At 49.0% G+C, this 20,911-nt stretch carries 18 protein-coding genes; 1 reads left to right on the forward strand and 17 read right to left on the reverse strand.

What is annotated here, in order from left to right:
- Nucleotides 1-8: 8 nt before the first annotated feature.
- The 10 genes from C7R91_RS07535 to C7R91_RS07580 all read right to left on the reverse strand — a co-directional run bounded on the left by C7R91_RS07535 (nt 9) and on the right by C7R91_RS07580 (nt 9,860).
- Nucleotides 9-1,463, reverse strand: a complete 1,455-nt coding sequence (locus C7R91_RS07535; RefSeq protein WP_047069836.1) for a cryptochrome/photolyase family protein — start codon at nt 1,461-1,463, stop codon at nt 9-11.
- Between the two features lie 83 nt (nt 1,464-1,546).
- Nucleotides 1,547-1,747, reverse strand: a complete 201-nt coding sequence (gene rpmE / locus C7R91_RS07540; protein ID WP_047069837.1) for a 50S ribosomal protein L31 — start codon at nt 1,745-1,747, stop codon at nt 1,547-1,549.
- 106 nt (nt 1,748-1,853) lie between these two features.
- Nucleotides 1,854-3,119, reverse strand: a complete 1,266-nt coding sequence (locus C7R91_RS07545; RefSeq protein ID WP_047069838.1) for a radical SAM family protein — start codon at nt 3,117-3,119, stop codon at nt 1,854-1,856.
- A gap of 70 nt (nt 3,120-3,189) precedes the next feature.
- A complete protein-coding gene (locus C7R91_RS07550) occupies nt 3,190-4,092 on the reverse strand; it encodes a M23 family metallopeptidase (protein ID WP_047069839.1) in 903 nt (300 codons plus the stop codon).
- A gap of 75 nt (nt 4,093-4,167) precedes the next feature.
- The gene (gene rho, locus C7R91_RS07555) at nt 4,168-5,448 is read right to left on the reverse strand and encodes a transcription termination factor Rho (RefSeq protein WP_017252384.1); all 1,281 of its coding nucleotides are present in this window, start codon (nt 5,446-5,448) and stop codon (nt 4,168-4,170) included.
- Nucleotides 5,449-5,514: 66 nt separating this feature from the next.
- Nucleotides 5,515-6,477, reverse strand: coding sequence for a class II fructose-bisphosphatase (glpX, locus tag C7R91_RS07560; protein ID WP_047069840.1), 963 nt, complete (start codon nt 6,475-6,477; stop codon nt 5,515-5,517).
- 28 nt (nt 6,478-6,505) lie between these two features.
- Nucleotides 6,506-7,789 (reverse strand): UDP-N-acetylglucosamine 1-carboxyvinyltransferase, encoded by a 1,284-nt coding sequence (murA, locus tag C7R91_RS07565; RefSeq protein WP_047069841.1) that lies wholly within the window; start codon nt 7,787-7,789, stop codon nt 6,506-6,508.
- Nucleotides 7,790-7,868: 79 nt separating this feature from the next.
- Nucleotides 7,869-8,513 (reverse strand): fructose-6-phosphate aldolase, encoded by a 645-nt coding sequence (gene fsa, locus C7R91_RS07570; protein WP_015893657.1) that lies wholly within the window; start codon nt 8,511-8,513, stop codon nt 7,869-7,871.
- A 14-nt stretch (nt 8,514-8,527) separates the two neighbouring features.
- Nucleotides 8,528-9,382, reverse strand: a complete 855-nt coding sequence (fba, locus tag C7R91_RS07575; RefSeq protein ID WP_016740164.1) for a class II fructose-1,6-bisphosphate aldolase — start codon at nt 9,380-9,382, stop codon at nt 8,528-8,530.
- Between the two features lie 103 nt (nt 9,383-9,485).
- Nucleotides 9,486-9,860 (reverse strand): response regulator, encoded by a 375-nt coding sequence (locus tag C7R91_RS07580; RefSeq protein ID WP_007725537.1) that lies wholly within the window; start codon nt 9,858-9,860, stop codon nt 9,486-9,488.
- Nucleotides 9,861-10,030: 170 nt separating this feature from the next.
- Here C7R91_RS07580 and C7R91_RS07585 point away from each other — a divergent pair, with 170 nt between their 5' ends.
- A complete protein-coding gene (locus C7R91_RS07585; protein WP_047069842.1) occupies nt 10,031-10,825 on the forward strand; it encodes a lipid II flippase Amj family protein in 795 nt (264 codons plus the stop codon).
- Between the two features lie 72 nt (nt 10,826-10,897).
- On the opposite strand, the gene pyrG is transcribed toward C7R91_RS07585, so the two are convergent.
- The 7 genes from pyrG to C7R91_RS07620 all read right to left on the reverse strand — a co-directional run bounded on the left by pyrG (nt 10,898) and on the right by C7R91_RS07620 (nt 20,901).
- On the reverse strand, nt 10,898-12,499 hold the full coding sequence (gene pyrG / locus C7R91_RS07590; RefSeq protein ID WP_047069843.1) for a CTP synthase: 1,602 nt from the start codon (nt 12,497-12,499) through the stop codon (nt 10,898-10,900).
- Nucleotides 12,500-12,705: 206 nt separating this feature from the next.
- Nucleotides 12,706-13,266 (reverse strand): DNA-directed RNA polymerase subunit delta, encoded by a 561-nt coding sequence (rpoE, locus tag C7R91_RS07595; RefSeq protein WP_047069844.1) that lies wholly within the window; start codon nt 13,264-13,266, stop codon nt 12,706-12,708.
- A 256-nt stretch (nt 13,267-13,522) separates the two neighbouring features.
- Entirely contained in the window at nt 13,523-16,774 is a 3,252-nt protein-coding gene (icmF, locus tag C7R91_RS07600; RefSeq protein ID WP_047069845.1) for a fused isobutyryl-CoA mutase/GTPase IcmF, read from the reverse strand.
- 121 nt (nt 16,775-16,895) lie between these two features.
- On the reverse strand, nt 16,896-17,528 hold the full coding sequence (locus C7R91_RS07605; protein WP_047069846.1) for a TetR/AcrR family transcriptional regulator: 633 nt from the start codon (nt 17,526-17,528) through the stop codon (nt 16,896-16,898).
- 169 nt (nt 17,529-17,697) lie between these two features.
- A complete protein-coding gene (locus C7R91_RS07610) occupies nt 17,698-18,840 on the reverse strand; it encodes an acyl-CoA dehydrogenase (protein WP_047069847.1) in 1,143 nt (380 codons plus the stop codon).
- Nucleotides 18,841-18,875: 35 nt separating this feature from the next.
- Nucleotides 18,876-20,018 (reverse strand): acyl-CoA dehydrogenase, encoded by a 1,143-nt coding sequence (locus tag C7R91_RS07615; RefSeq protein ID WP_047069848.1) that lies wholly within the window; start codon nt 20,016-20,018, stop codon nt 18,876-18,878.
- Nucleotides 20,019-20,049: 31 nt separating this feature from the next.
- On the reverse strand, nt 20,050-20,901 hold the full coding sequence (locus C7R91_RS07620) for a 3-hydroxybutyryl-CoA dehydrogenase (protein WP_047069849.1): 852 nt from the start codon (nt 20,899-20,901) through the stop codon (nt 20,050-20,052).
- Nucleotides 20,902-20,911 lie beyond the last annotated feature (10 nt).

Below are 20,911 nucleotides of genomic sequence, written 5' to 3' on the forward strand. Positions count from 1 at the left end.
AAAAGTTGTTACTCAGTCTTTGCATGGCGTTCTTTTGCCTCCTGAAACAAGGCCATGGCCAGCTTTCTTCTTTGTGCATGGTCCACACAAGGAAGCGGGTAGTCGAAGCCAATCCTGCACTCTGCTTGCTCTTGGATATGCTCCGGCATGTCCCACGGTTTATGAATATATTGTAGAGGTACTTCACGCAGTACGGGAAGATATTTTTTGACGAAAACGCCGTCCGGATCAAACTTTTCCCCTTGTGTGACAGGATTAAAAATCCGAAAATAAGGTTGCGCATCGGTACCAGTCGAAGCACTCCACTGCCATCCCCCGATGTTTGCCGCTTCATCGAAATCGATCAAGTGCTGTGCGAAATAGGCCATTCCCCAACGCCAATCCACAAGTAAATCCTTTGTCAAAAAGGAAGCAGTAATCATCCTCAGCCGATTGTGCATCCATCCCGTCTCATTCAACTGCTTCATAGCAGCGTCCACAATCGGGTAGCCCGTCTCCCCATGGCACCAGCGAGCAAACAGGTCCTTCCTGTTCTCCCAAGCGACCTCTTCAAATTGTGGCAGGTAGGCATGGTTAGTCGTGTGTGGATGGAAATAAAGCACCTGCTGATAAAATTCTCTCCAAATGAGTTCCGTAAGAAAAGCTTCGATCGAGGTAACCTGCTCACCCCGCGCATCAGCAAGCACTTCCTGTACGCTATGATACACCGTTCGTATAGACAGAGCACCTGCGTTTAGGGCAAAAGACAGCCGGGAGGTCGCATTCACTCCTGGCATGTCGCGTTGTTCTTTATACGTATAAATGTCACCATCTAAAAATTGCTGCAATCGTTTGCGTGCCGTTCGCTCCCCGAACTGCTCCATTTCCCACTCAGAGCCGTTCGGTCGTTTTCGTCCAAACACTTCCACAGTAGGGACTGGCTCACTCTCCAACTCCTTCAACCGATCAAATAGATTCCAATTTGTCGGCTGAAGGAGTGGCCGGTCTTTGGGGAGCGTCTGCCAAACGCGGCGATAAGGTGTAAAAACCGCATACGGTGTCCGCTGCTTCGTCATAATTTCCCCGGGCTCATGCAATACCAAATCCTTGCATGTATGTACAAATACGCCTTGACTGCTCAACACTTCTGACACGAGCTCGTCTCGCTTGCGAGCCTCTGGCGTATAATCCCGATTGAAAAACAGCTTATTTGCACCCGTATCTTCCACTAATTGGCAGAGCACTTGATGTGGGTTGCCGTGGCGAATCAAGAGGCACCCTCCCAGTTGAGCCAAAGCTTCGTCGAGTGCAGCTATCGCAGAAAAATGTGCATGCAGTCGCTTATCCCCTACAGCCGCAGAACGACAAAGCGAATCCTCCACTATATAAACAGGAATAATCGGATCACCTGTAAACGTAGCTGCGTGCAAAGCAGCATGGTCGTGCAAGCGCAGATCCCGACGGAACCAGACTATGGCAGTCATCGTTTGTCCTCCCGAAAAAATCAGTTCCAGAAAAAGACAAAACCAGGCAGATTGCTCTACCTGGTTGTTCCCATACATTCTGATTAGGACAGATTGTATTTGCGTTTGAAACGGTCTACACGGCCGCCTGCATCAACGAATTTTTGTTTTCCTGTGAAGAAAGGATGGCAGTTGGAGCAGATCTCCACTTTCAACGCTTGTTTCACGGAACCGGATTCAAATTCGTTACCGCATGCGCAGCTAACTGTTACTACGTTGTACTTAGGATGAATGTCTTGTTTCATCTTATCTACACCTCTTTCCGCCCTGAATCGTTTGCCGAAACAGAGTTATATAAACACATAACAGATAGTAGCATGAAACACTGCCGAAATGCAACTGGTTGGCCGATTACGCCATGTTTTTCCTGCGCTGGAGTTGATCTGGAGGAATATGTGTAAACGAACCGATTACGACATCTGGCAGCTCCTGCTGATAAATCTCGATGGCTTGCTTCATGCCGAATACTTCGCCCTGCGCTTTTGGAATCATCGCCAAGTAGCTCTCTGGATCGATATTCAGATTCCGCAACTGAATCAGTTTAATGCCTGTTCTGCGGATGAACTCGATCATCGCTTCCATTTCCTCTTCGCGGTCAAACACACCAGGGAAGCACAAATAGTTAATGGACGTATACACACCCTTGGATGCGGCGTACTCAGCAGAACGCGCTACATTTTCCAACGTGTAGTTGCGCGGGCGGTAGTATGCATGATAGTGTTCGTCAATCGCACTGATAATACTCACGCGCATCAGATCAAGCCCTGCATCGACAATGCCTTTGATATGATCCGTCAAGCCCGCATTCGTATTGATGTTGATAAAGCCCATATCTGTCGTTTCCCGTACACGACGCATAGCAGGAACAATGATGGAAGCCATCGTAGAAGGCTCACCCTCACAACCCTGTCCGAAGCTGATGATGCTCTCCGGTGTCTTCAAGTGGTGCAGCATCACTTCCACCAGCTCGTCCTCTGTCGGCTTGAAGTTCATCCGCGTCTGTGGAGAAGGGAATCCACTGTCATCTGGTTGCTCGGAAATACAGCCGTAGCAACCGGCATTACAGGTATAGGAAACAGGCAAGCTGCCTTCCCAGCGGTTGAAAAAGTTATTGGAGGCCGTCAAGCATTCGTACTCCAACGCACAGTGGGACAAGTGGTTCAAAATGCGGTTTTGCGGAAACGTCTCCAACGTCTTTGCCACTCGCTGCCGCAGTTCATCCATCGGGAAGTTCAACGGGTCCCATTTGTAAATATCGTCACTCTCCCGTCCCGTTACCCAGAAACGGTTATCCTTCCAAACGACTGCGGAGTAGCCAAACAAAGGCAGCTTGCTTTCCTTGTTCGTTTTCACGTAGCCTGGCAGCAAGAGCCTCGTAATTCCTTGCGGCACAAGTGCACCTACTGCTGTACAGCCATCCAACTTGACCATTTCACCTGTGTCAGGGTCCATTCCGATCGGCTCGGTGTCCGGCAAACTGACCAGCGTCGATCCTTCCGGGAGCGGGATCAGTTCTTCTTCCAGAATTTCTGTCAATATATCTCCGTTACGAGCCACTGCAAAAAGACCTGGGTGGTCGTATACATTGCCTTTTTCATCTGCGTAAACTAAATACATGGGAAAATCGCCTCGCTTCTTTGCTTTGCCCATTGTATCGCATTAAAAAAGCAATGTAAATTGTATAGGGTTACCTGCCAAGATAGGGAAGTGGATTGATCGGCACATCATCCTGTCGCACTTCAAAGTGCAAATGATAGCCCGTAGAGTTACCCGTCTGCCCCATGTATCCCAATATCTCACCCGCTTCTACGGTTTGACCTGGTGACACCAGCAATAGACGCATATGGGCATAAAAGGTTTGCAAGCCATCTCCATGATCAATTACGACCATCCGCCCGTACCCTGACCGATTGGCGCCAGCCTCCACAACCACTCCTGCCCTTGCTGCCAAAATCGGGGTCTTTGATTCCTGTTCATTCCACAAATCCACACCCTTGTGTGTCTTTCCCCAACGGGCTCCAAATCCGCTTGTAATCGTAGCTTCTCTAACAGGCCAATTTAGACCGCCGCGAATCCTCGTGATGACTTGCCGACTTGCTGCTTGAACGGCACTTCGCTTCTGCTCCGGATCATTGCCCAACATCGGATTGCCTTTAGAGATAGGGACATACACGACCTGTCCTACATACAGGTTGTCCGACAGCCATTTTAGCAGCGGGTTTCGTTCGATTAACGATTCCCGACTCACACCGTACCGCCTTGCTATGTAATCGAGTGTTTCTCCCCGTTTCACCATATGTCCGACTTCATCACGCTTGATGATTAGCTTCATGCCCACACTTACCAGATGGGGATTCGTAATGCTATTAGCCTCTACCAAATTTTTTAAAGAAAGACCATAGCGCTGGGCAATACCAGATAGCGTATCTCCTTGCCGAACAGCGTACACCACTGAATTTCCTTTCGTTGCTGGTGCAGGTGAAGTCAGACTGGCATAGGGATTAAACGCTTGAAATAGTGCTTGCTCCACGACTGCTTTTTTCGCTTCCATCTGTGACTCCACCGGAGCGCTAACTTGCACGTACTCCACGAAGCATCTCCTCCTTCTTTTCCAGCTCCCTTCCTAACGGTATGCCAACGCCACAAAAAAAATGACGGTGAGTCATCATGAACTCACCGTCGTGCTAGCTGCCTTCCCTCTGCCCTGTTGCTTAGACTCAAGGGTTTGCAAAAATTCTTCGTTTGTTTTTGTATCTGCCAACTTTTTAATAAAGGAGTCTACAAACTCATTTGTTTCATTCATGTTCTTCCGGATCATCCACAGTTTATCCAGCTCTTCTTTGGTGAGCAGAAGCTCTTCGCGGCGCGTACCCGAACGGCGGATATCGATCGCCGGAAAAATTCTGCGCTCCGCCAGCTTGCGATCCAAGTGAAGCTCCATATTTCCGGTCCCTTTGAACTCCTCGTAGATCACATCGTCCATACGAGAGCCGGTCTCAACCAAAGCAGTTGCCAAAATGGTCAAGCTGCCGCCCTCTTCAATATTCCGCGCTGAACCAAAAAAGCGCTTCGGACGATGGAAGGCTGCCGGATCAATACCACCGGACAACGTTCGACCACTTGGAGGAATAACCAAGTTGTAAGCACGAGCGAGACGCGTAATGGAATCCAGCAGGATCACCACGTCTTTTTTGTGCTCAACCAGTCGCTTTGCACGCTCCAAGACAAGCTCAGCAACTTTGATGTGATTCTCAGGCAACTCGTCAAAAGTCGAGGCAACTACCTCTCCTTTGACAGATCGCTGCATATCCGTCACCTCTTCCGGACGCTCATCAATGAGCAAGACAAACAAGTGGATATCCGGGCGGCTTTCGGTAATGCTGTTGGCAATTTCTTTGATCAGCATGGTTTTCCCCGCTTTTGGCGGAGCCACAATCAATCCACGCTGACCCAGTCCAACAGGAGAGAGAAGATCCATCAGGCGAGTGGAAACACGTGCAGGGGCTGTCTCCAGTACGAGCTTGGTTTGAGGATACAGCGGTGTCAATGCGGGGAAATGAAGACGCTCAGCGGCTGTCTCAGGGTCTTCTCCGTTCACAGCCTCTACTTGAAGGAGTCCAAAATAACGTTCATTCTCCTTCGGTGGTCTTGCTTTTCCTGATACCACATCCCCCATCCGCAGATCAAAACGGCGAATCTGCGACTGGGAGATGTAGATATCTTCTGAGCTGGGGAGATAGTTAATGGGGCGGAGGAAGCCATATCCCTCCGGCAATATTTCGAGAACCCCCTCCATAAACATGAGACCATCCCGCTCCGCTCGCGCCCGAAGAATCGCGAAAATCAATTCCTTCTTCTTCAGCTGGGAGTAGTACGGAATATGGTATTCCTTGGCCAACTTATAGAGGTCGGTCAGCTTCTTTTCTTCTAGTTCAGAAAGTAACATACATCCACCACTCTTTATTTACTCTTGAAAAAGCCTAGCTCAACAAATACATGCGAAAATTATTTCTTACAAACCGTTCAGCGGCTTGCGTTCTAAGCGGTGGTTCCCTTCAATGAAACGTACCGTTCCGGTTTTTGCACGCATAACAACGGAATTGGTCGTCGCACGAGTTCCCTGGAAGCGAACCCCTTTGAGCAACTCGCCATCCGTTACACCTGTCGCTGCAAAAATGGCGTCATCACCTTTTACCAAATCATCCATGAACAGTACTTGATGAGGATTCGTCAATCCCATTTTGACACAGCGTTTAATCTCGTCTTCATTTTGTGGCAAGAGCTTGCCCTGAATTTCTCCCCCGAGGCATTTCAAGGCAACCGCTGCCAGAACACCTTCAGGCGCTCCTCCAGAACCGAACAAAATGTCTACACCTGTATCCGGGAAAGCGGTATTAATCGCAGCGGCTACGTCTCCGTCAGAGATGAGGCGAATACGCGCGCCTGCCTCACGAATTTCGTGGATCACCTTAGAGTGACGATCACGGTCAAGTACAATAGCGACCAAATCGCTGATATCTTTCCCTTGTGCCTGCGCTACCGCCTTCAGGTTATCGCGAACCGGTGCGTTGATATCGACCTTGCCGACTGCTTTAGGCCCTACTGCCATTTTCTCCATATACATGTCAGGAGCATGCAACAAATTTCCCCGGTCTGCAATAGCAATGACCGAAATCGCTCCCCACGTGCCTTTTGCGAGGATATTTGTTCCCTCTAAAGGGTCTACAGCCACATCGACTGCCGGAGCCACTCCCTGGCCCAGACGCTCACCGATGTACAGCATTGGCGCCTCGTCCATTTCGCCCTCGCCAATTACTACGACGCCATCCATCGGCACTTTCATAAATTCATTGCGCATTGCGGTCGTTGCCGCATCGTCAGCCTCATCTTTTTTTCCGAGACCCATCCAACTGGCAGAAGCTAAAGCAGCGGCTTCAGTCACACGTACCAGTTCAAGTGTTAAACTGCGTTCCATTCTGGAAGACTCCTCTCCTGGTGATTGGTTAACGCTGGTGGTTTTCCATGCTCTGCAGGCCTATCCGAGTAATATCGGCCCCCAAGGCTTGCAACTTGCCCACCAAGTTTTCGTAGCCACGATCTATATGTTCGAGTCCTTCTAATTCTGTCGTGCCGTTCGTTGCCAACCCGGCAATGAACAAAGCTGCTCCCGCACGCAAATCTGAAGCTACCACCTTGGCACCATTCAGTTTGCTTCCGCCTTCGATGACAGCGGATCTTCCTTCAATCTTCAAGGAAGCTCCCATACGGCGCAGTTCATCTACATGTCGAAAACGCGAGCTGTAAATATTGTCCGTCACGATGCTTGAGCCTTTGGCAAGAGTCAGCAAGGTCGTGATCGGCTGCTGGAGATCCGTTGGAAAACCCGGATACGGACTCGTTTTCACATCGATTGATCGATAAGAATCATGTCCGATGACTTGAATACTGTCATCCTGCTCTACCACTTGCGCACCGATTTCGCGCAGCTTGGCCGTTACAGACTCCAAATGCTTCGGAATAACATTCTCTACCATCACATTGCCGTTCGTAGCCGCTGCCGCAATCATGTACGTCCCCGCTTCGATCCGATCGGGAATAATCGTATGACGGCATCCGCGCAATCGTTCTACGCCTTGAATGCGAATCATGTCCGTTCCGGCACCTTTGATGTTTGCTCCCATATTGTTGAGCAAGGTTGCTACATCGACAATTTCAGGCTCACGGGCAGCGTTTTCAATAATGGTCACACCGTCTGCTTTGGCAGCAGCCAGCATGATGTTAATGGTCGCACCAACACTGACCAGATCGAGATAAATTCGCGCACCCTGCAAACGTCCATTTTGGGCACGGATAGTCATGACGCCATTTTTGTTCTCCACTTCGGCGCCCATCGCTTCAAAACCTTTGATATGCAAATCTACTGGACGCGGGCCCAAATCACAGCCACCTGGCAATCCAACCTGCGCTTCACCGAACTTGGCGAGCAAGGCTCCCCACAAATAGTACGAAGCACGAAGCTTTTTGATGCGACCATTTGGCATGAGCATCAGCCTCATACTGCGTCCGTCTATTTCCATCCAATCTTCTTCGAACAGCACGTCAGCTCCCATTTCCTGCAAGAGCTCGTGATAAATACCTACATCCTGAATACGGGGGAGATTCTCAATAACAACGGGTCCATCTGCCAGCAACGCTGCTGGTATGAGTGCGACTGCGCTGTTTTTTGCTCCGCTGATGGTCACCGTCCCCGCGAGCGGTTTTCCACCGTTGATGATCAGCTTATCCATGCTTTGCTCTCCTCAGGCGTAATCGGGAAAGAAGCACCTTCCCCAATGGAAAAGGTGCTTGGACTTTCAACACGTGTCCTTATTTTTGCATGCTTGCCCAGTCAGCGAGGAATTTCTCCAAGCCACTGTCTGTCAGTGGATGGGCAATGAGTTGTTTAAAGACTTTCGCTGGAATGGTAGCGAAATGAGAACCACGGCGGGCTGCCTCCGTTACGTGAACAGGGTGGCGCACAGATGCCGCAATGATTTCGGTGTCGATACCGTGAACTGAAAAGATTTCTGCAATATCTTCGATCAATTGCATGCCATCTTGACCAATATCATCCAAGCGTCCCAAGAACGGAGACACGAAGCTCGCACCTGCGCGCGCAGCCAAAAGTGCCTGGTTCGCGGAGAACACCAGTGTTACGTTTGTTCTGATTTTGCGTTTGGCAAAATACTTGGTTGCCTTCAAACCTTCTGCGGTCATTGGCAGCTTGATGACGATGTTTTTCGAGAGAGCAGCGAGCTTCTCTCCCTCTTCGATCATGCCTTTTGCATCTGTACTGATGACCTCGGCACTGATCGGACCATCAACAATATCGAGAATTTCTTTCAGGGTCTCTACAAAATCGCGTCCTTCTTTGGCAACCAGAGACGGATTTGTCGTTACGCCCGCCAGAACTCCCCATTCGTGAATTTCGCGGATTTCTTCAACGTTTGCTGTATCAATCAAAAAACGCATGGTTATCCTCCCAGTTACGCGCGGTTGCTGCTTCCGAACAAGCGCATTTTTCCTTTGACTACTTCCTTGATCGCATCGCGAGCAGGGCCCAGGTATTTGCGTGGGTCGATCTCATTCGGCTTGGCAGCCAGCACTTTGCGAACTGTTTCCGTGCATGCGACTTGGCTTTCTGTATTTACATTGATTTTTCCTACGCCCAAACGGATGGATTCGATAATCGCTTCGTCTGGTACGCCGGAACCACCGTGAAGAACGATCGGCGCTCCAATGTTGCTCGCTACTTTTTCAATAATGTCGTAGCGAATTTTTGGAACTCCTTTGTACATACCGTGTGCTGTACCTACAGCAATCGCTACGTAGTCTACTTTTGTTTCTTCCCAGAAGCGGATTGCTTCCTCAGGATTTGCAAGAGTGGCATCTTCCTCGTCAACAGACAAGTCGTCCTCCACCCCGCCGATGGTACCGAGTTCACCTTCTACCGATACGCCAACAGCGTGAGCAGCCTCTACAACCTGTTTGGTCAGGCGAAGGTTATCTTCAAACGAATGATGGGAACCATCGAACATAACAGAAGAGAACCCAGCACGAATGCACTTCATTACCATGTCGAAATTGCTACCATGGTCAAGATGCAAAGCAACAGGAACTCCTGCGCGCTCAGCAGCAACTTTTGCAATCGCTACTGTATAATCGATCCCCATATATTTCAGTGCACCCTCAGAAACACCAAAGATCACAGGCGATTTTTCTTCCATCGCAGCTTCTGTAATCGCTTGAGTAAACTCCAGATTGTTCAGGTTAAATTGTCCGACGGCGTATTTATGCTTTTTGACGTCTTCGGTAAAAGCGGTCATAGGTACCAGTGGCATTTTGTAAATCCTCCTCTAGCAGACTTCAGTCATGTGGCTTATTATACCACAGACAAGCATTTGTTAACAGGGACGCTTGTACCCTGACCTTTGCAGTCTGTTCCTAACAAGCTAACTGCTGATGTACTGCCATTCGTAGTTCATCGATATCAAACGGCTTTGTAAAATGAGTCAATGCTCCCAGTTGTGTTGCTTCTTTGATCATGTCCAGCTCTCCGTAAGCTGTCATCATGATGACTTTGATTTCCTGATTGATCTTCTTGATGTGTTTCAAGATCTCAATACCATCCATCCCAGGGATCTTCATGTCGAGGATAACCAAATCTGGTGATTCTTTTTCCACGATTTCCAATGCCATTTTCCCGTTTGCTGCCTGAAAGGTCTTGTACCCTTCTTTTCCCAGCACCTCATACAGTAAAATGCGAATCCCATACTGGTCATCCACAACCAGTACCTTTTTATCTTGTTTGTCGAACATTCTGATTCCCCCCTGACGAATGCGTTTTCTTAATTATTATGGGTTCGCCTAAAAACAGGAAACTCCTTCACGTTTTTTGCTGAACGTCAACTTAAAATTTCCCATAGGCTTCATTTCGAGTATAATGGGAAAAACTATTTCCCCTACACACAAGGAGCCAGATACTCACTATGGATGCTCTGTGGCTGATTTGCTTGTTAACATTTATTATCCATACGACAGAGACACTTACCTACGGAATCCGTTTTGCAGGGGTACAAACGGGCAGGATCGCTGTAGCGATGTCTTTGGTCGGGATCGTATTGCTCCTCTCCCGTACTTCCAACCTGATTCAAGGACCCTTCACTGGGGGATTGATGGATCAAGCTGCAATCGAGCACTTTGATCCTAGCACACAATTGCACGTGATTATTGCATCATCCTCGCTGGGAACCTTGGCAGCTATTGTACTGTTTCCCACTTTTGTTCAAATATCAAAACGAATGATCTCGCACTTGGAGATAGCGGGCTCGATTCCGCAAATGATTCGTACGGCAGTTACTGTCGAAACCATCCGACGTGTCCACCATCACGTCCGCATACCTAGCTGGCAAGCCATTTCCCGGTTTCGAATCAAAGGCGTTCCCAAACGATTACTGTTATTAAATGCATTGGGGACAGCGATCTACACAAGCAGCGTACTGTCCGTGTTGTACGCGACATTGCTAGCCCCGGATTACAAAGCAACCGTTTTGATGTCTTCTGGATTAATCAACGGTTTTGCCACGATTTTCATGACGATTTTGGTAGACCCGCAAATTGCCCTTTTGACTGAAAAAGCAATGCAAGGGAAAACCACGCAGCAATCAATTCGTGACATGTACCTGTGGCTGATGATCTCACGTTTCATCGGAACGATTTTGGCCCAATTCCTGCTCATTCCAGCCGCCTACTGGGTAGCCTGGCTATCGCCCTTGTTTCATTAATCTGCTTATAAAAGCACAAGACGCACCTGCGACCATACATCGCGGGTGCGTCTTTCTATTTATCGACCTATGTTATTTGTTCAGGTTCAAGGAAGCCTTCACGAAATCACGGAACAGTGGCTGTGGACGGTTCGGACGAGATGTGAACTCTGGATGGAACTGTGTCGCTACATACCATGGATGTTCTGGAACTTCCACGATTTCAACCAGACGACCATCTGGAGTTGTACCCGCAAAACGCAAGCCCATTTGAGCCAATTGATCACGATATTCGTTGTTCACTTCATAGCGATGACGATGACGTTCATAAACCAGGGTGCTTCCGTAAGCAGCCTCAGTCAGCGTGCCTTCTTCCACTTTGGTTGGACCGAGACCCAGACGCATGGTACCGCCCTTGTCCTCGATATCTTTTTGCTCTGGCAAGAGGTCAATAACCGGATACGCTGTATTCGGGTTGATCTCGGAGCTGTTTGCACCGTCCATACCCGCTACGTGGCGAGCGAATTCGATCACAGCGATTTGCATACCCAGGCAAATTCCGAGGAATGGCACTTTATTTTCACGAGCATAGCGCGTAGCGATGATTTTACCTTCGATACCACGATCACCAAAGCCGCCTGGTACGAGGATACCATTTACATCACCGAGCAGTTCGCCAACATTCTCCGGCGTAACTTCTTCCGCGTGCACCCATTTGATTTCTACTTTGGAGTCGTTCGCATAGCCACCATGATACAGCGCTTCTGCTACAGACAAGTAAGCATCGTGCAATTCTACATATTTACCAACAATTGCAATGGTAGTCGTTTTCGACAGGTTTTTGATTTTCGATACGAGCGATTTCCACTCTGTCATATCCGCATCCTGGCAAGTCAGACCCAAGTGGCGGCATACGTAATCGTCCAATCCTTGTGCTTGCAATTGCAGTGGTACATCGTAAAGGCTATCAGCGTCTACACATTCCACTACCGCGTTTTTATCGATATCACAGAACAGAGCCAACTTGTCTTTCATTTCTTGCGTCATCGGTTGCTCGGTACGTGTCACGATCACATTTGGTTGAATACCCAAGCTGCGCAGTTCTTTCACGCTGTGTTGCGTAGGCTTGGTTTTCATTTCACCTGCTGCCTTGATGTATGGTACCAGGGTTACGTGAATGTACATGACGTTTTCACGACCGATGTCACTTTTGATCTGGCGGATGGATTCAAGGAATGGCAAGCTCTCGATATCTCCAACTGTTCCACCGATCTCGGTAATCACTACATCTGCCCCGGTTTCGCGACCTGCACGGAAAATGCGATCTTTGATTTCGTTCGTGATGTGTGGAATAACTTGAACGGTTCCTCCCAAATAGTCGCCACGGCGTTCTTTGGCGATGACAGTCGAGTAAATTCTACCAGTCGTCATATTGGAGTTAGCGCTCAGGTTGATATCGATAAAGCGCTCATAGTGGCCCAAGTCCAGGTCTGTTTCCGCACCATCGTCCGTTACGAAAACTTCCCCGTGTTGATACGGACTCATCGTTCCCGGGTCAACGTTGATGTATGGGTCACACTTCTGGATGGTTACCTTAAGACCCCTATTTTTCAAGAGTCGGCCCAGAGAAGCCGCTGTAATACCTTTTCCCAACGAGGATACAACCCCGCCTGTCACAAAAATATACTTCGTCATCGTTAACGTCCCCTCTTTCCCTCACCCTTATGTTGTCATAAAAAACGTATGAAGACGGCTCCAAAAAAAAAGAAAAACAAAAGCGAGTCCTATCCCGTAAAGAAATGGGGTAGGGGCACTTTTGTTTTATAGTTTCCCATATTTGATCCTTCTTCATGTGAAGCCCAAGGAGTATTTTATCTGTCCCTTAGGCGGAAGTCAAGGACCTATTTCTCGTCTTCGTCGTCGAGCTCTTCGTCAGCTTCCTCTTCCTCCAGCTCTTCGTCCTCTTCGAACATATCATCATCTTCTTCTTCAAGTTCTTCCTCGTCGATCTCTCCATCGATTTCTTCTTCATCGATTTCAGAATCCTCGTCGACGAATTCCTCTTCGTCCTCAAAGATGACAACATCGTCGTCCTCGTATTCTTCGACACCCTCGTCTTCGGTATCGTAATCGTCGAAGTCGTCGTCCAAAACGATTTTCTTCTTCTTCGTTCCGCCACCCTCTTGGGTTTCCTCCACGGTGTCGGTTGGGTACCAGCGCTTCAATCCCCATACATTGTCACCGAGGCACACGAAACGGCCATCAATGTTAATTTCTGTGTATACTTGCGCGATGATTGCCATGAGTTGTTCATCAGTCAGCTTGCGCACTGCAACCAGTTCATTCATCAGCTCGCGGAAGTTGTAAGTGCGGTTAGTTTCACGCAAAATTTCATACGCAATGTCAACTAACGCCATCTCACTCAGTTTCTCGGAATCAATATGAGCAAACAATTGACTCACTCAGGGCACGTCCTTTCCATATGAAAACGATTGATTTGAATACTGACCCGGTGCCCTGTTCGGGGGACGCAGGCTTGTATAAGTCATTCATAAATGATATCGATTTCTTCGATTGTACATCGTACAACATAAGAAGGCTATCATACAGTATTCCTTATTTTAGACGAAAATGCAAGGCTTTCAAACAGGGGCTGATTAATTCTTGTCGACACCAAACCAAAGACATCCCTCGGCAATCGCTACCGAGGGATTTGTTTTACATATTTCTGCGGTATTGACCGCCCACTTCATACAGGGCAGCACTGATTTGTCCAAGCGATGCTACCTTTACCGTCTCCATCAGCTCGGCAAAGATGTTCTCTCCCGCCATAGCCACTTCCTGCAGGCGCCGCAGTGCAGCCGCAGACACATCCTTGTGGCGCTCCTGGAATGCACGGAGATTTATGATTTGCTGTTCTTTTTCCTCTTCGGTCGCGCGAGCCAATTCAATTTCGTAATCGTCCTCAGACGCATTCGGATTGATAAACGTGTTTACCCCAATAATTGGCAGCTCGCCCGTATGCTTTTTCATTTCGTAATACATGGACTCGTCTTGAATTTTGCCGCGCTGGTATTGAGTCTCCATCGCCCCAAGCACGCCTCCGCGAGAACTGATCCGCTCGAACTCTTGCATGACTGCCTCTTCTACCAAGTCTGTCAGCTCATCGATGATGAATGCCCCTTGAAGCGGGTTCTCATTTTTCGCGAGTCCCATTTCCTTGTTGATGATCATCTGAATCGCCATCGCCCGTCGCACAGAGTTCTCTGTCGGTGTTGTAATCGCTTCGTCATATGCATTCGTATGGAGTGAATTACAGTTGTCGTAAATGGCAATCAAGGCCTGCAAGGTCGTTCTGATGTCGTTGAAATCCATCTCCTGCGCATGCAAGGAACGGCCAGATGTCTGGATGTGGTACTTCAGCTTTTGACTGCGTTCATTGGCACCATAACGATTTTTCATCACGGTTGCCCAAATCCGGCGAGCCACACGTCCAATCACGGTGTATTCCGGATCAAGACCATTGGAGAAGAAGAAGGACAGGTTCGGCGCAAAGTCATCGATGTTCATCCCGCGGCTCAAATAGTACTCAACATAGGTAAATCCGTTAGACAGTGTAAACGCAAGCTGCGTAATCGGATTCGCCCCTGCCTCTGCAATATGATAGCCGGAAATGGACACAGAGTAGTAGTTCCGCACTTTATGGTCGATAAAATACTGCTGGATATCCCCCATCATCCGCAAGGCAAATTCTGTCGAGAAGATACACGTGTTTTGCCCCTGATCCTCTTTCAAAATATCTGCCTGAACGGTTCCGCGAACAGTCGACAGCGTGTACGCTCTGATTTGCTTCGCCTCGTCTTCGGTAGGCTGGCGCCCTTCTTTTTGGACAAAAGCATCCAGCTGCTGCTCAATCGCCGTATTCATGAACATGGCCAAAATCATAGGCGCAGGACCGTTGATTGTCATGGACACAGAGGTGCTCGGTGCACAAAGGTCAAAGCCGGCGTACAGCTTTTTCATGTCATCCAGGGTGCATATGCTAACCCCACTCGTACCGATTTTTCCGTAAATATCCGGGCGGTAGTCTGGGTCCTCACCATACAGCGTAACCGAATCAAAAGCGGTACTGAGTCGCTTCGCTTCATCATTTTGAGACAGGAAGTGAAAGCGTCTGTTCGTCCGCTCTGGAGTACCTTCGCCTGCAAATTGTCGCTTGGGATCTTCTCCCTCCCGTTTAAACGGAAATACTCCTGCAGTATACGGGAATTCCCCTGGGACATTTTCTTTTAACGACCACTTTAAAATTTCGCCCCAATCTTCGTAATCAGGGACGGCTACTTTTGAAATGCGTGTACCCGACAACGATACGCTGAAAAGCTGGGTAACCAATTCCTTGTCGCGAATTTTCGTGACGAATTGATCCTTTCGATAAGCTTCCTTGAGCTTGGGCCAATTTTCGAGGATACGTCTGCACTCCGGATGCAGCTTTTCTTCAAAGAGAACGATTTGTTTATCGAGCACCGCTGCCAGCTCGGCAGCCGCAGAATCTCCCGAGGCCAGAACTGTTTCCTTCGCGCCCTGCAACTGATACAGCTTGCGTGCAATCGCTGACTGTTCTTCTGTATAGACACGATATTGACGAACGGTGTTCGCAATTTCCTGCAAATAATTGATTCTCTCTGTCGGAATCAACGAAGTTTTATGAATTTTCACAGGGGTCGTATCCAAATGCTCCACAGACCAGTCAACGCCAGTCTTTTCTACAATTCGATGCATCAAGGCAGCAAACAACACGTTCGTTCCCGGATCGTTAAATTGACTCGCAATCGTACCATACACAGGAACCTTCTCATCCGGCAGCTCAAAAAGCTGATGATTGCGTCGATATTGCTTGCGAACCTCGCGAAGAGCGTCCTCTGAGCCTTTGCGCTCAAATTTGTTGATCGCGATCACATCAGCGAAGTCGAGCATATCAATCTTTTCCAGCTGAGATGGCGCCCCGAATTCACTGGTCATAACGTACATGGAGACGTCACACACTTCTGTGACCTGCGCATCCCCCTGACCAATTCCGCTCGTTTCCACAATAATCAGATCAAAATGGGCAGAACGCGTTACTTGAATTGCGTCTTTTAATGCGGCAGACAGCTCCATGCCTGATTTGCGAGTGGCGAGACTGCGCATGTAAACGCGCGGTGTCGAATTGGCATTCATGCGGATACGGTCACCAAGTAACGCTCCACCTGATTTTTGCTTGGATGGATCGACAGACAAGATCGCAACCGTCTTCTCGGGATAAACGCGAATAAATCGACGAACAAGCTCATCGGTTAATGAGCTTTTTCCTGCTCCACCCGTACCAGTAATCCCTAATACCGGTATGGTTGAATCGGCCTCCACTAAACTTTCACGGAGAGGTTCTGTCCATTCGGGCTGGTCCACTGCATACTCTGCAACAGAAATAAGCCGGGCAATCGCCTGATGGTTTTGCTCGCGCAAGCCTGCTACTTCTTCCTCCAGCTGCTTGACGGTTGGGAAGTCGCTACGTCTGATCATGTCGTTGATCATGCCCTGCAAGCCCAATCGTCTGCCGTCATCTGGCGAGTAAATCTTACAGACTCCGTACTCTTCCAATTCCCGAATCTCGCGTGGAACGATAACACCGCCACCGCCACCAAAAACACGGATATGCTCTGCTCCCCGCTCGCGTAATAGATCAATTACGTATTTGAAATACTCCACATGACCGCCTTGGTACGAACTGATGGCAATCCCTTGCACATCCTCCTGGACAGCGGCTGTTACAATATCGTCAACAGAGCGGTTATGTCCGAGATGGATAACCTCTACTCCCGACGATTGTAAAATACGGCGCATGATATTAATCGAGGCGTCGTGACCATCATACAGACTGGCTGCGGTCACAAAGCGAACCTTGTTTTGCGGGCGATACACTTCCGTTTCCATCGTTCCACTCTCCTTTTTATAGGTTTAAAAAGGAGGAAAAACAGGGCCAAGCAGATCAAGGCGCGGTAGACGCGAAGTATGCTTGGCACCCTATGTTTCCCAGACTTTTTAAACTCTCTTCTTAATCGGAGACACTGATTTCGCGAAGCAACAGGGCAATTTGCTTCTCTGTGTACTCCTCAATGGTATAGTGCTTTTTCAATGCCCAGCGACGGAAGACCCACATTTCGCCCAGAACCATGATATTGTCCGCCATCAGCTTGACGTTCTTTTCGTCAATGCGCAGCGAACCATCGGCAATCCCTTTTTCCAGGATTTCGACGAAAATATGCGAAATGGCTTCTTCACGCCCCAATACGTAGCGCAGTGTTTCTTTTGGCAATGATTTGGCTTCCTGATAAATAAGCAAAACGCGGTCGCTCATCTGATCCATCACGCGGATCAGGCTTTTTAGTGCTATCTTTAATGTTTTCAAGCCAGTTCCGTTGAAGTTGATCGCTTCACGCAAGCGCGTCTCCATCTCCGCATGAATGGCATCACAAACAAGATAGAGCACATCTTCTTTTGACTCGATATACTCGTACAACGTACCAATACTAAATCCAGACGCCCGGGCAATCTCCCTTGTCGTCGTTTTATGAAATCCTTTATTAATAAAGAGATGAACGGCAGCCTCAATAATCTGCTCTCGTCTTCTCTCGATCAGTTTTGGGTCCTTTACCAGGGACGGTATCGTTTTTCTCTTGTCAGACACTCCAAATCCACCTTTCCAACCGACTGAGCGTTTGGTCAGACGCCTCATAGAAAAGAAGGCGCAAACACTCTACTTTTGTATCATCGCAGATCATTATACGCGAGTAAGAGCTCAAAGCCAAACTTTTCTTTTCTATGTGTGTAATCGTGTTGGAAGACGAGACAGCTTCCTACTCTTTTAGCAGGAAATTACTGATCACGACACGTTGGATTTCATTTGTGCCTTCATAGATTTGTGTAATTTTGGCATCGCGCATGAAGCGCTCCACAGGATACTCCCGCGTGTAGCCGTAACCCCCGAAAACTTGAACAGCCTCGGTTGTCACTTCCATTGCGGTATCTCCTGCAAATACTTTGGACATCGCAGATGCTTTGCCATATGGTAGACCTTGATCCTCCAGCCATGCTGCTTGGTAAGTGAGCAAACGGGATGCCTCGATCTTGGTTGCCATGTCTGCCAGCTTGAACTGGATTGCCTGCAAGGAAGCGATTGGTTTGCCGAACTGATTGCGTTCTTTGGCATAATTCCGTGCATGCTCGTACGCACCTTGTGCAATTCCCAATGCTTGAGCAGCGATACCGTTTCTTCCACCGTCCAATGTCATCATTGCGATCTTGAAGCCTTGGCCTTCTTCGCCCAGTCTATTTTCTACCGGCACGCGCACATCTTCAAAATTGACCGCAAGTGTTGGCGAGGAACGGATACCCAGCTTTTTCTCCTTTTTCCCCATCGTGAAGCCATCCATGCCTTTTTCAACGATAAAAGCCGTGATGCCTTTGTGCTTCAGCTCTGGTTGAGTGACCGCAAATACGATGTAGATTTCAGCCTCGCCTGCATTGGTAATGAAAATTTTGGTGCCATTTAAAATGTAGTGATCGCCATCGCGTACGGCTGTCGTGCGCATTCCAGCAGAATCAGAGCCAGATCCCGCCTCGGTCAAACAGTACGCTCCCATCTTCTTGCCTTCTGCTAATGGACGCAAAAACTTTTGCTTTTGCTCCTCTGTCCCAAATTTATAAATCGGCCAGCTCGCCAAGGAAACATGAGCGGATAGTGTTACACCGATGGAGGCATCGACACGGGAGAGTTCTTCCACTGCAATGACGTAGCTCAGGTAGTCTGCACCTGCTCCGCCGTATTGTTCTGGCCAAGGAATGCCTGTCAGTCCAAGCTCAGCCATTTGCTCAAAAATGGAACGATCAAAGCACTCTTCTTCATCGCGCTCGGCTGCTGTCGGAGCTACTTGATTCTCTGCAAAGTCCCGAATCATTTTGCGCATCATGTCATGTTCTTCCGTCAGTTGGAAATTCATATGGCTCACTCCCCCATGTGCTGTTCATTTTTCTATCAATCAGCAAGCAAATGCTTGGCGATCACGATTTGCTGAATTTCGTTGGTGCCCTCATAGATTTGCGTTACTTTCGCATCCCGGAATAGTCGCTCAACCGGATATTCTCTGGTGTAGCCATAGCCGCCAAAGATTTGTACGGCTTCTGTGGCGAGCTCCATCGCAGAGTCTGTGGCAAAGCGCTTTGCCATCGAGGCTTCCATTCCACATGCAATTCCTTGACTGCGCAGCCACGCCGCTCGGTATACCAGCAATCGGGCTACTTCTGCTTTTGTCGCCATGTCAGCCAGCTTGAAAGCGATGGCTTGCTGCTTGGCAATCGGTTGTCCAAACTGCTTGCGTTCCCGCGCGTACTCTGTCGCGTACTGGACTGCGGCCTCACAAATACCAAGGGCTTGTGCAGCAATCCCGATACGACCGGAATCCAGATTCGCCATCGCAATACAGAAGCCTTCCCCTTCCTGCCCCAGCAGGTTGGCAGCCGGTACACGCGCATTGTCGAATACGAGCTCTGTCGTATAGGAACCGTGAAGTCCCATTTTCTTTTCTTTTTTCCCAACCGTGAAGCCCGGTGTATCCTTTTCTACGATAAAGGCCGATATTCCCTTGGTTCCTTTCGTAGAGTCGGTAACGGCAAACGCGATATACGTATCTGCCTCCCCGCCATTCGTAATGAACACCTTGTTTCCGTTCAGGATGTACTCATCGCCTTTTTTCACGGCTGTGGTACGGATACTGCTCGCATCAGAACCTGCATGCGGCTCGGTCAAGGCAAAAGCCCCGAGGTATTCGCCACTCGCAAGCTTGGTCACGTATTTGCGTTTTTGCTCCTCGGTACCAAAGTAGAGAATCGGGTTTGTCCCGACGGAGGTATGCACGGACAAAATGACGCCTACAGTCGCACTCACCTTGGAAATCTCGTGAATGGCCAAAATGTAGGAAATAAAGTCCGCTCCTGCTCCTCCCCACTCTTCGGCGATCGGAATGCCCATGAGCCCCATTTCGCCCATCTTTTTGAGAATCTGACGCGGGAACTGGTCCGTCTCTTCCATCACCGGGACGAAAGGTGCTATCTCTTTCTGGGCAAAGTCTCGCACCATCCGGCGCATCATCTCTTGCTCTTCGTTCAATCGGAAATCCATGTCCGTCCTACCTTTCTGCGAAAATCTTCGGTTAGCTATACACGTAGAAACCACGACCGGATTTTTTGCCTAACCATCCTGCTTTGACGTACTTGCGCAGCAATGGGCATGGGCGGTATTTCGAATCACCGAACCCTTCGTGCAGTACCTCCATAATGTAGAGGCAAGTGTCCAGTCCGATGAAATCAGCCAGCTGAAGCGGCCCCATCGGATGGTTCATGCCCAGCTTCATAACTTCATCGATCGCTTCCGGTGTTGCAACTCCTTCGTATACACAATAAATCGCTTCATTCAACATTGGCATCAGTACCCGATTGGACACAAACCCAGGGAAGTCGTTGACGCTCACGGGCACCTTGCTCATTTGCTTCGACAAATCTTCTGTCAGCTGATAGACCTCGTCGGATGTTTGCAGCCCGCGGATGATCTCAACCAGCTTCATCACCGGAACGGGGTTCATGAAATGCATCCCGATTACTTTTTCCGGCCGCTTCGTAACTGCTGCGATCTCTGTAATTGGCAGGGAGGATGTATTGCTCGCGAGCACCGTATGCGGCGGACATACCTCGTCCAGCTTGGAAAAGATTTGCGTTTTGACCGCCATGTTTTCTGTCACCGCTTCTACCACAAAATCTGCTTCAGACGCATCTGCCAGATCAGTAGACAGTGTCAAGCGCCCGAGAATCGCTTCCTTATCCGCTTCGCTGAGCTTGCCTTTTTCCACGTTGCGCGACAAGTTTTTCGTAATCGTGGCCAGACCGCGCTCCACAAATGCTTGCTGGACGTCGTTCAGAAAAACGCGAAAGCCAGCCTGCGCCGCTACTTGGGCAATCCCGCTGCCCATCTGTCCTGCCCCGATGACCATAATCGTTTGTACGTTCATGTAAAAAGGC

The sequence above is a fragment of the Brevibacillus formosus genome, from assembly GCF_003013405.1.
Classification (GTDB): Bacteria; Bacillota; Bacilli; order Brevibacillales; family Brevibacillaceae; genus Brevibacillus; species Brevibacillus formosus.

Coding starts and splice junctions, on each gene's coding strand:
- fba (WP_016740164.1), bottom strand. CDS start 9,382: ATGCCACTGGTACCTATGACCGCTTTTACCGAAGACGTCAAAAAGCAT.
- rpmE (WP_047069837.1), bottom strand. CDS start 1,747: ATGAAACAAGACATTCATCCTAAGTACAACGTAGTAACAGTTAGCTGC.
- C7R91_RS07545 (WP_047069838.1), bottom strand. CDS start 3,119: ATGTATTTAGTTTACGCAGATGAAAAAGGCAATGTATACGACCACCCA.
- murA (WP_047069841.1), bottom strand. CDS start 7,789: ATGGATAAGCTGATCATCAACGGTGGAAAACCGCTCGCGGGGACGGTG.
- glpX (WP_047069840.1), bottom strand. CDS start 6,477: ATGGAACGCAGTTTAACACTTGAACTGGTACGTGTGACTGAAGCCGCT.
- C7R91_RS07585 (WP_047069842.1), top strand. CDS start 10,031: ATGGATGCTCTGTGGCTGATTTGCTTGTTAACATTTATTATCCATACG.
- C7R91_RS07580 (WP_007725537.1), bottom strand. CDS start 9,860: ATGTTCGACAAACAAGATAAAAAGGTACTGGTTGTGGATGACCAGTAT.
- C7R91_RS07610 (WP_047069847.1), bottom strand. CDS start 18,840: ATGAATTTCCAACTGACGGAAGAACATGACATGATGCGCAAAATGATT.
- fsa (WP_015893657.1), bottom strand. CDS start 8,513: ATGCGTTTTTTGATTGATACAGCAAACGTTGAAGAAATCCGCGAAATT.
- pyrG (WP_047069843.1), bottom strand. CDS start 12,499: ATGACGAAGTATATTTTTGTGACAGGCGGGGTTGTATCCTCGTTGGGA.
- C7R91_RS07615 (WP_047069848.1), bottom strand. CDS start 20,018: ATGGATTTCCGATTGAACGAAGAGCAAGAGATGATGCGCCGGATGGTG.
- C7R91_RS07535 (WP_047069836.1), bottom strand. CDS start 1,463: ATGACTGCCATAGTCTGGTTCCGTCGGGATCTGCGCTTGCACGACCAT.
- C7R91_RS07620 (WP_047069849.1), bottom strand. CDS start 20,901: ATGAACGTACAAACGATTATGGTCATCGGGGCAGGACAGATGGGCAGC.
- rho (WP_017252384.1), bottom strand. CDS start 5,448: ATGTTACTTTCTGAACTAGAAGAAAAGAAGCTGACCGACCTCTATAAG.
- icmF (WP_047069845.1), bottom strand. CDS start 16,774: ATGGAAACGGAAGTGTATCGCCCGCAAAACAAGGTTCGCTTTGTGACC.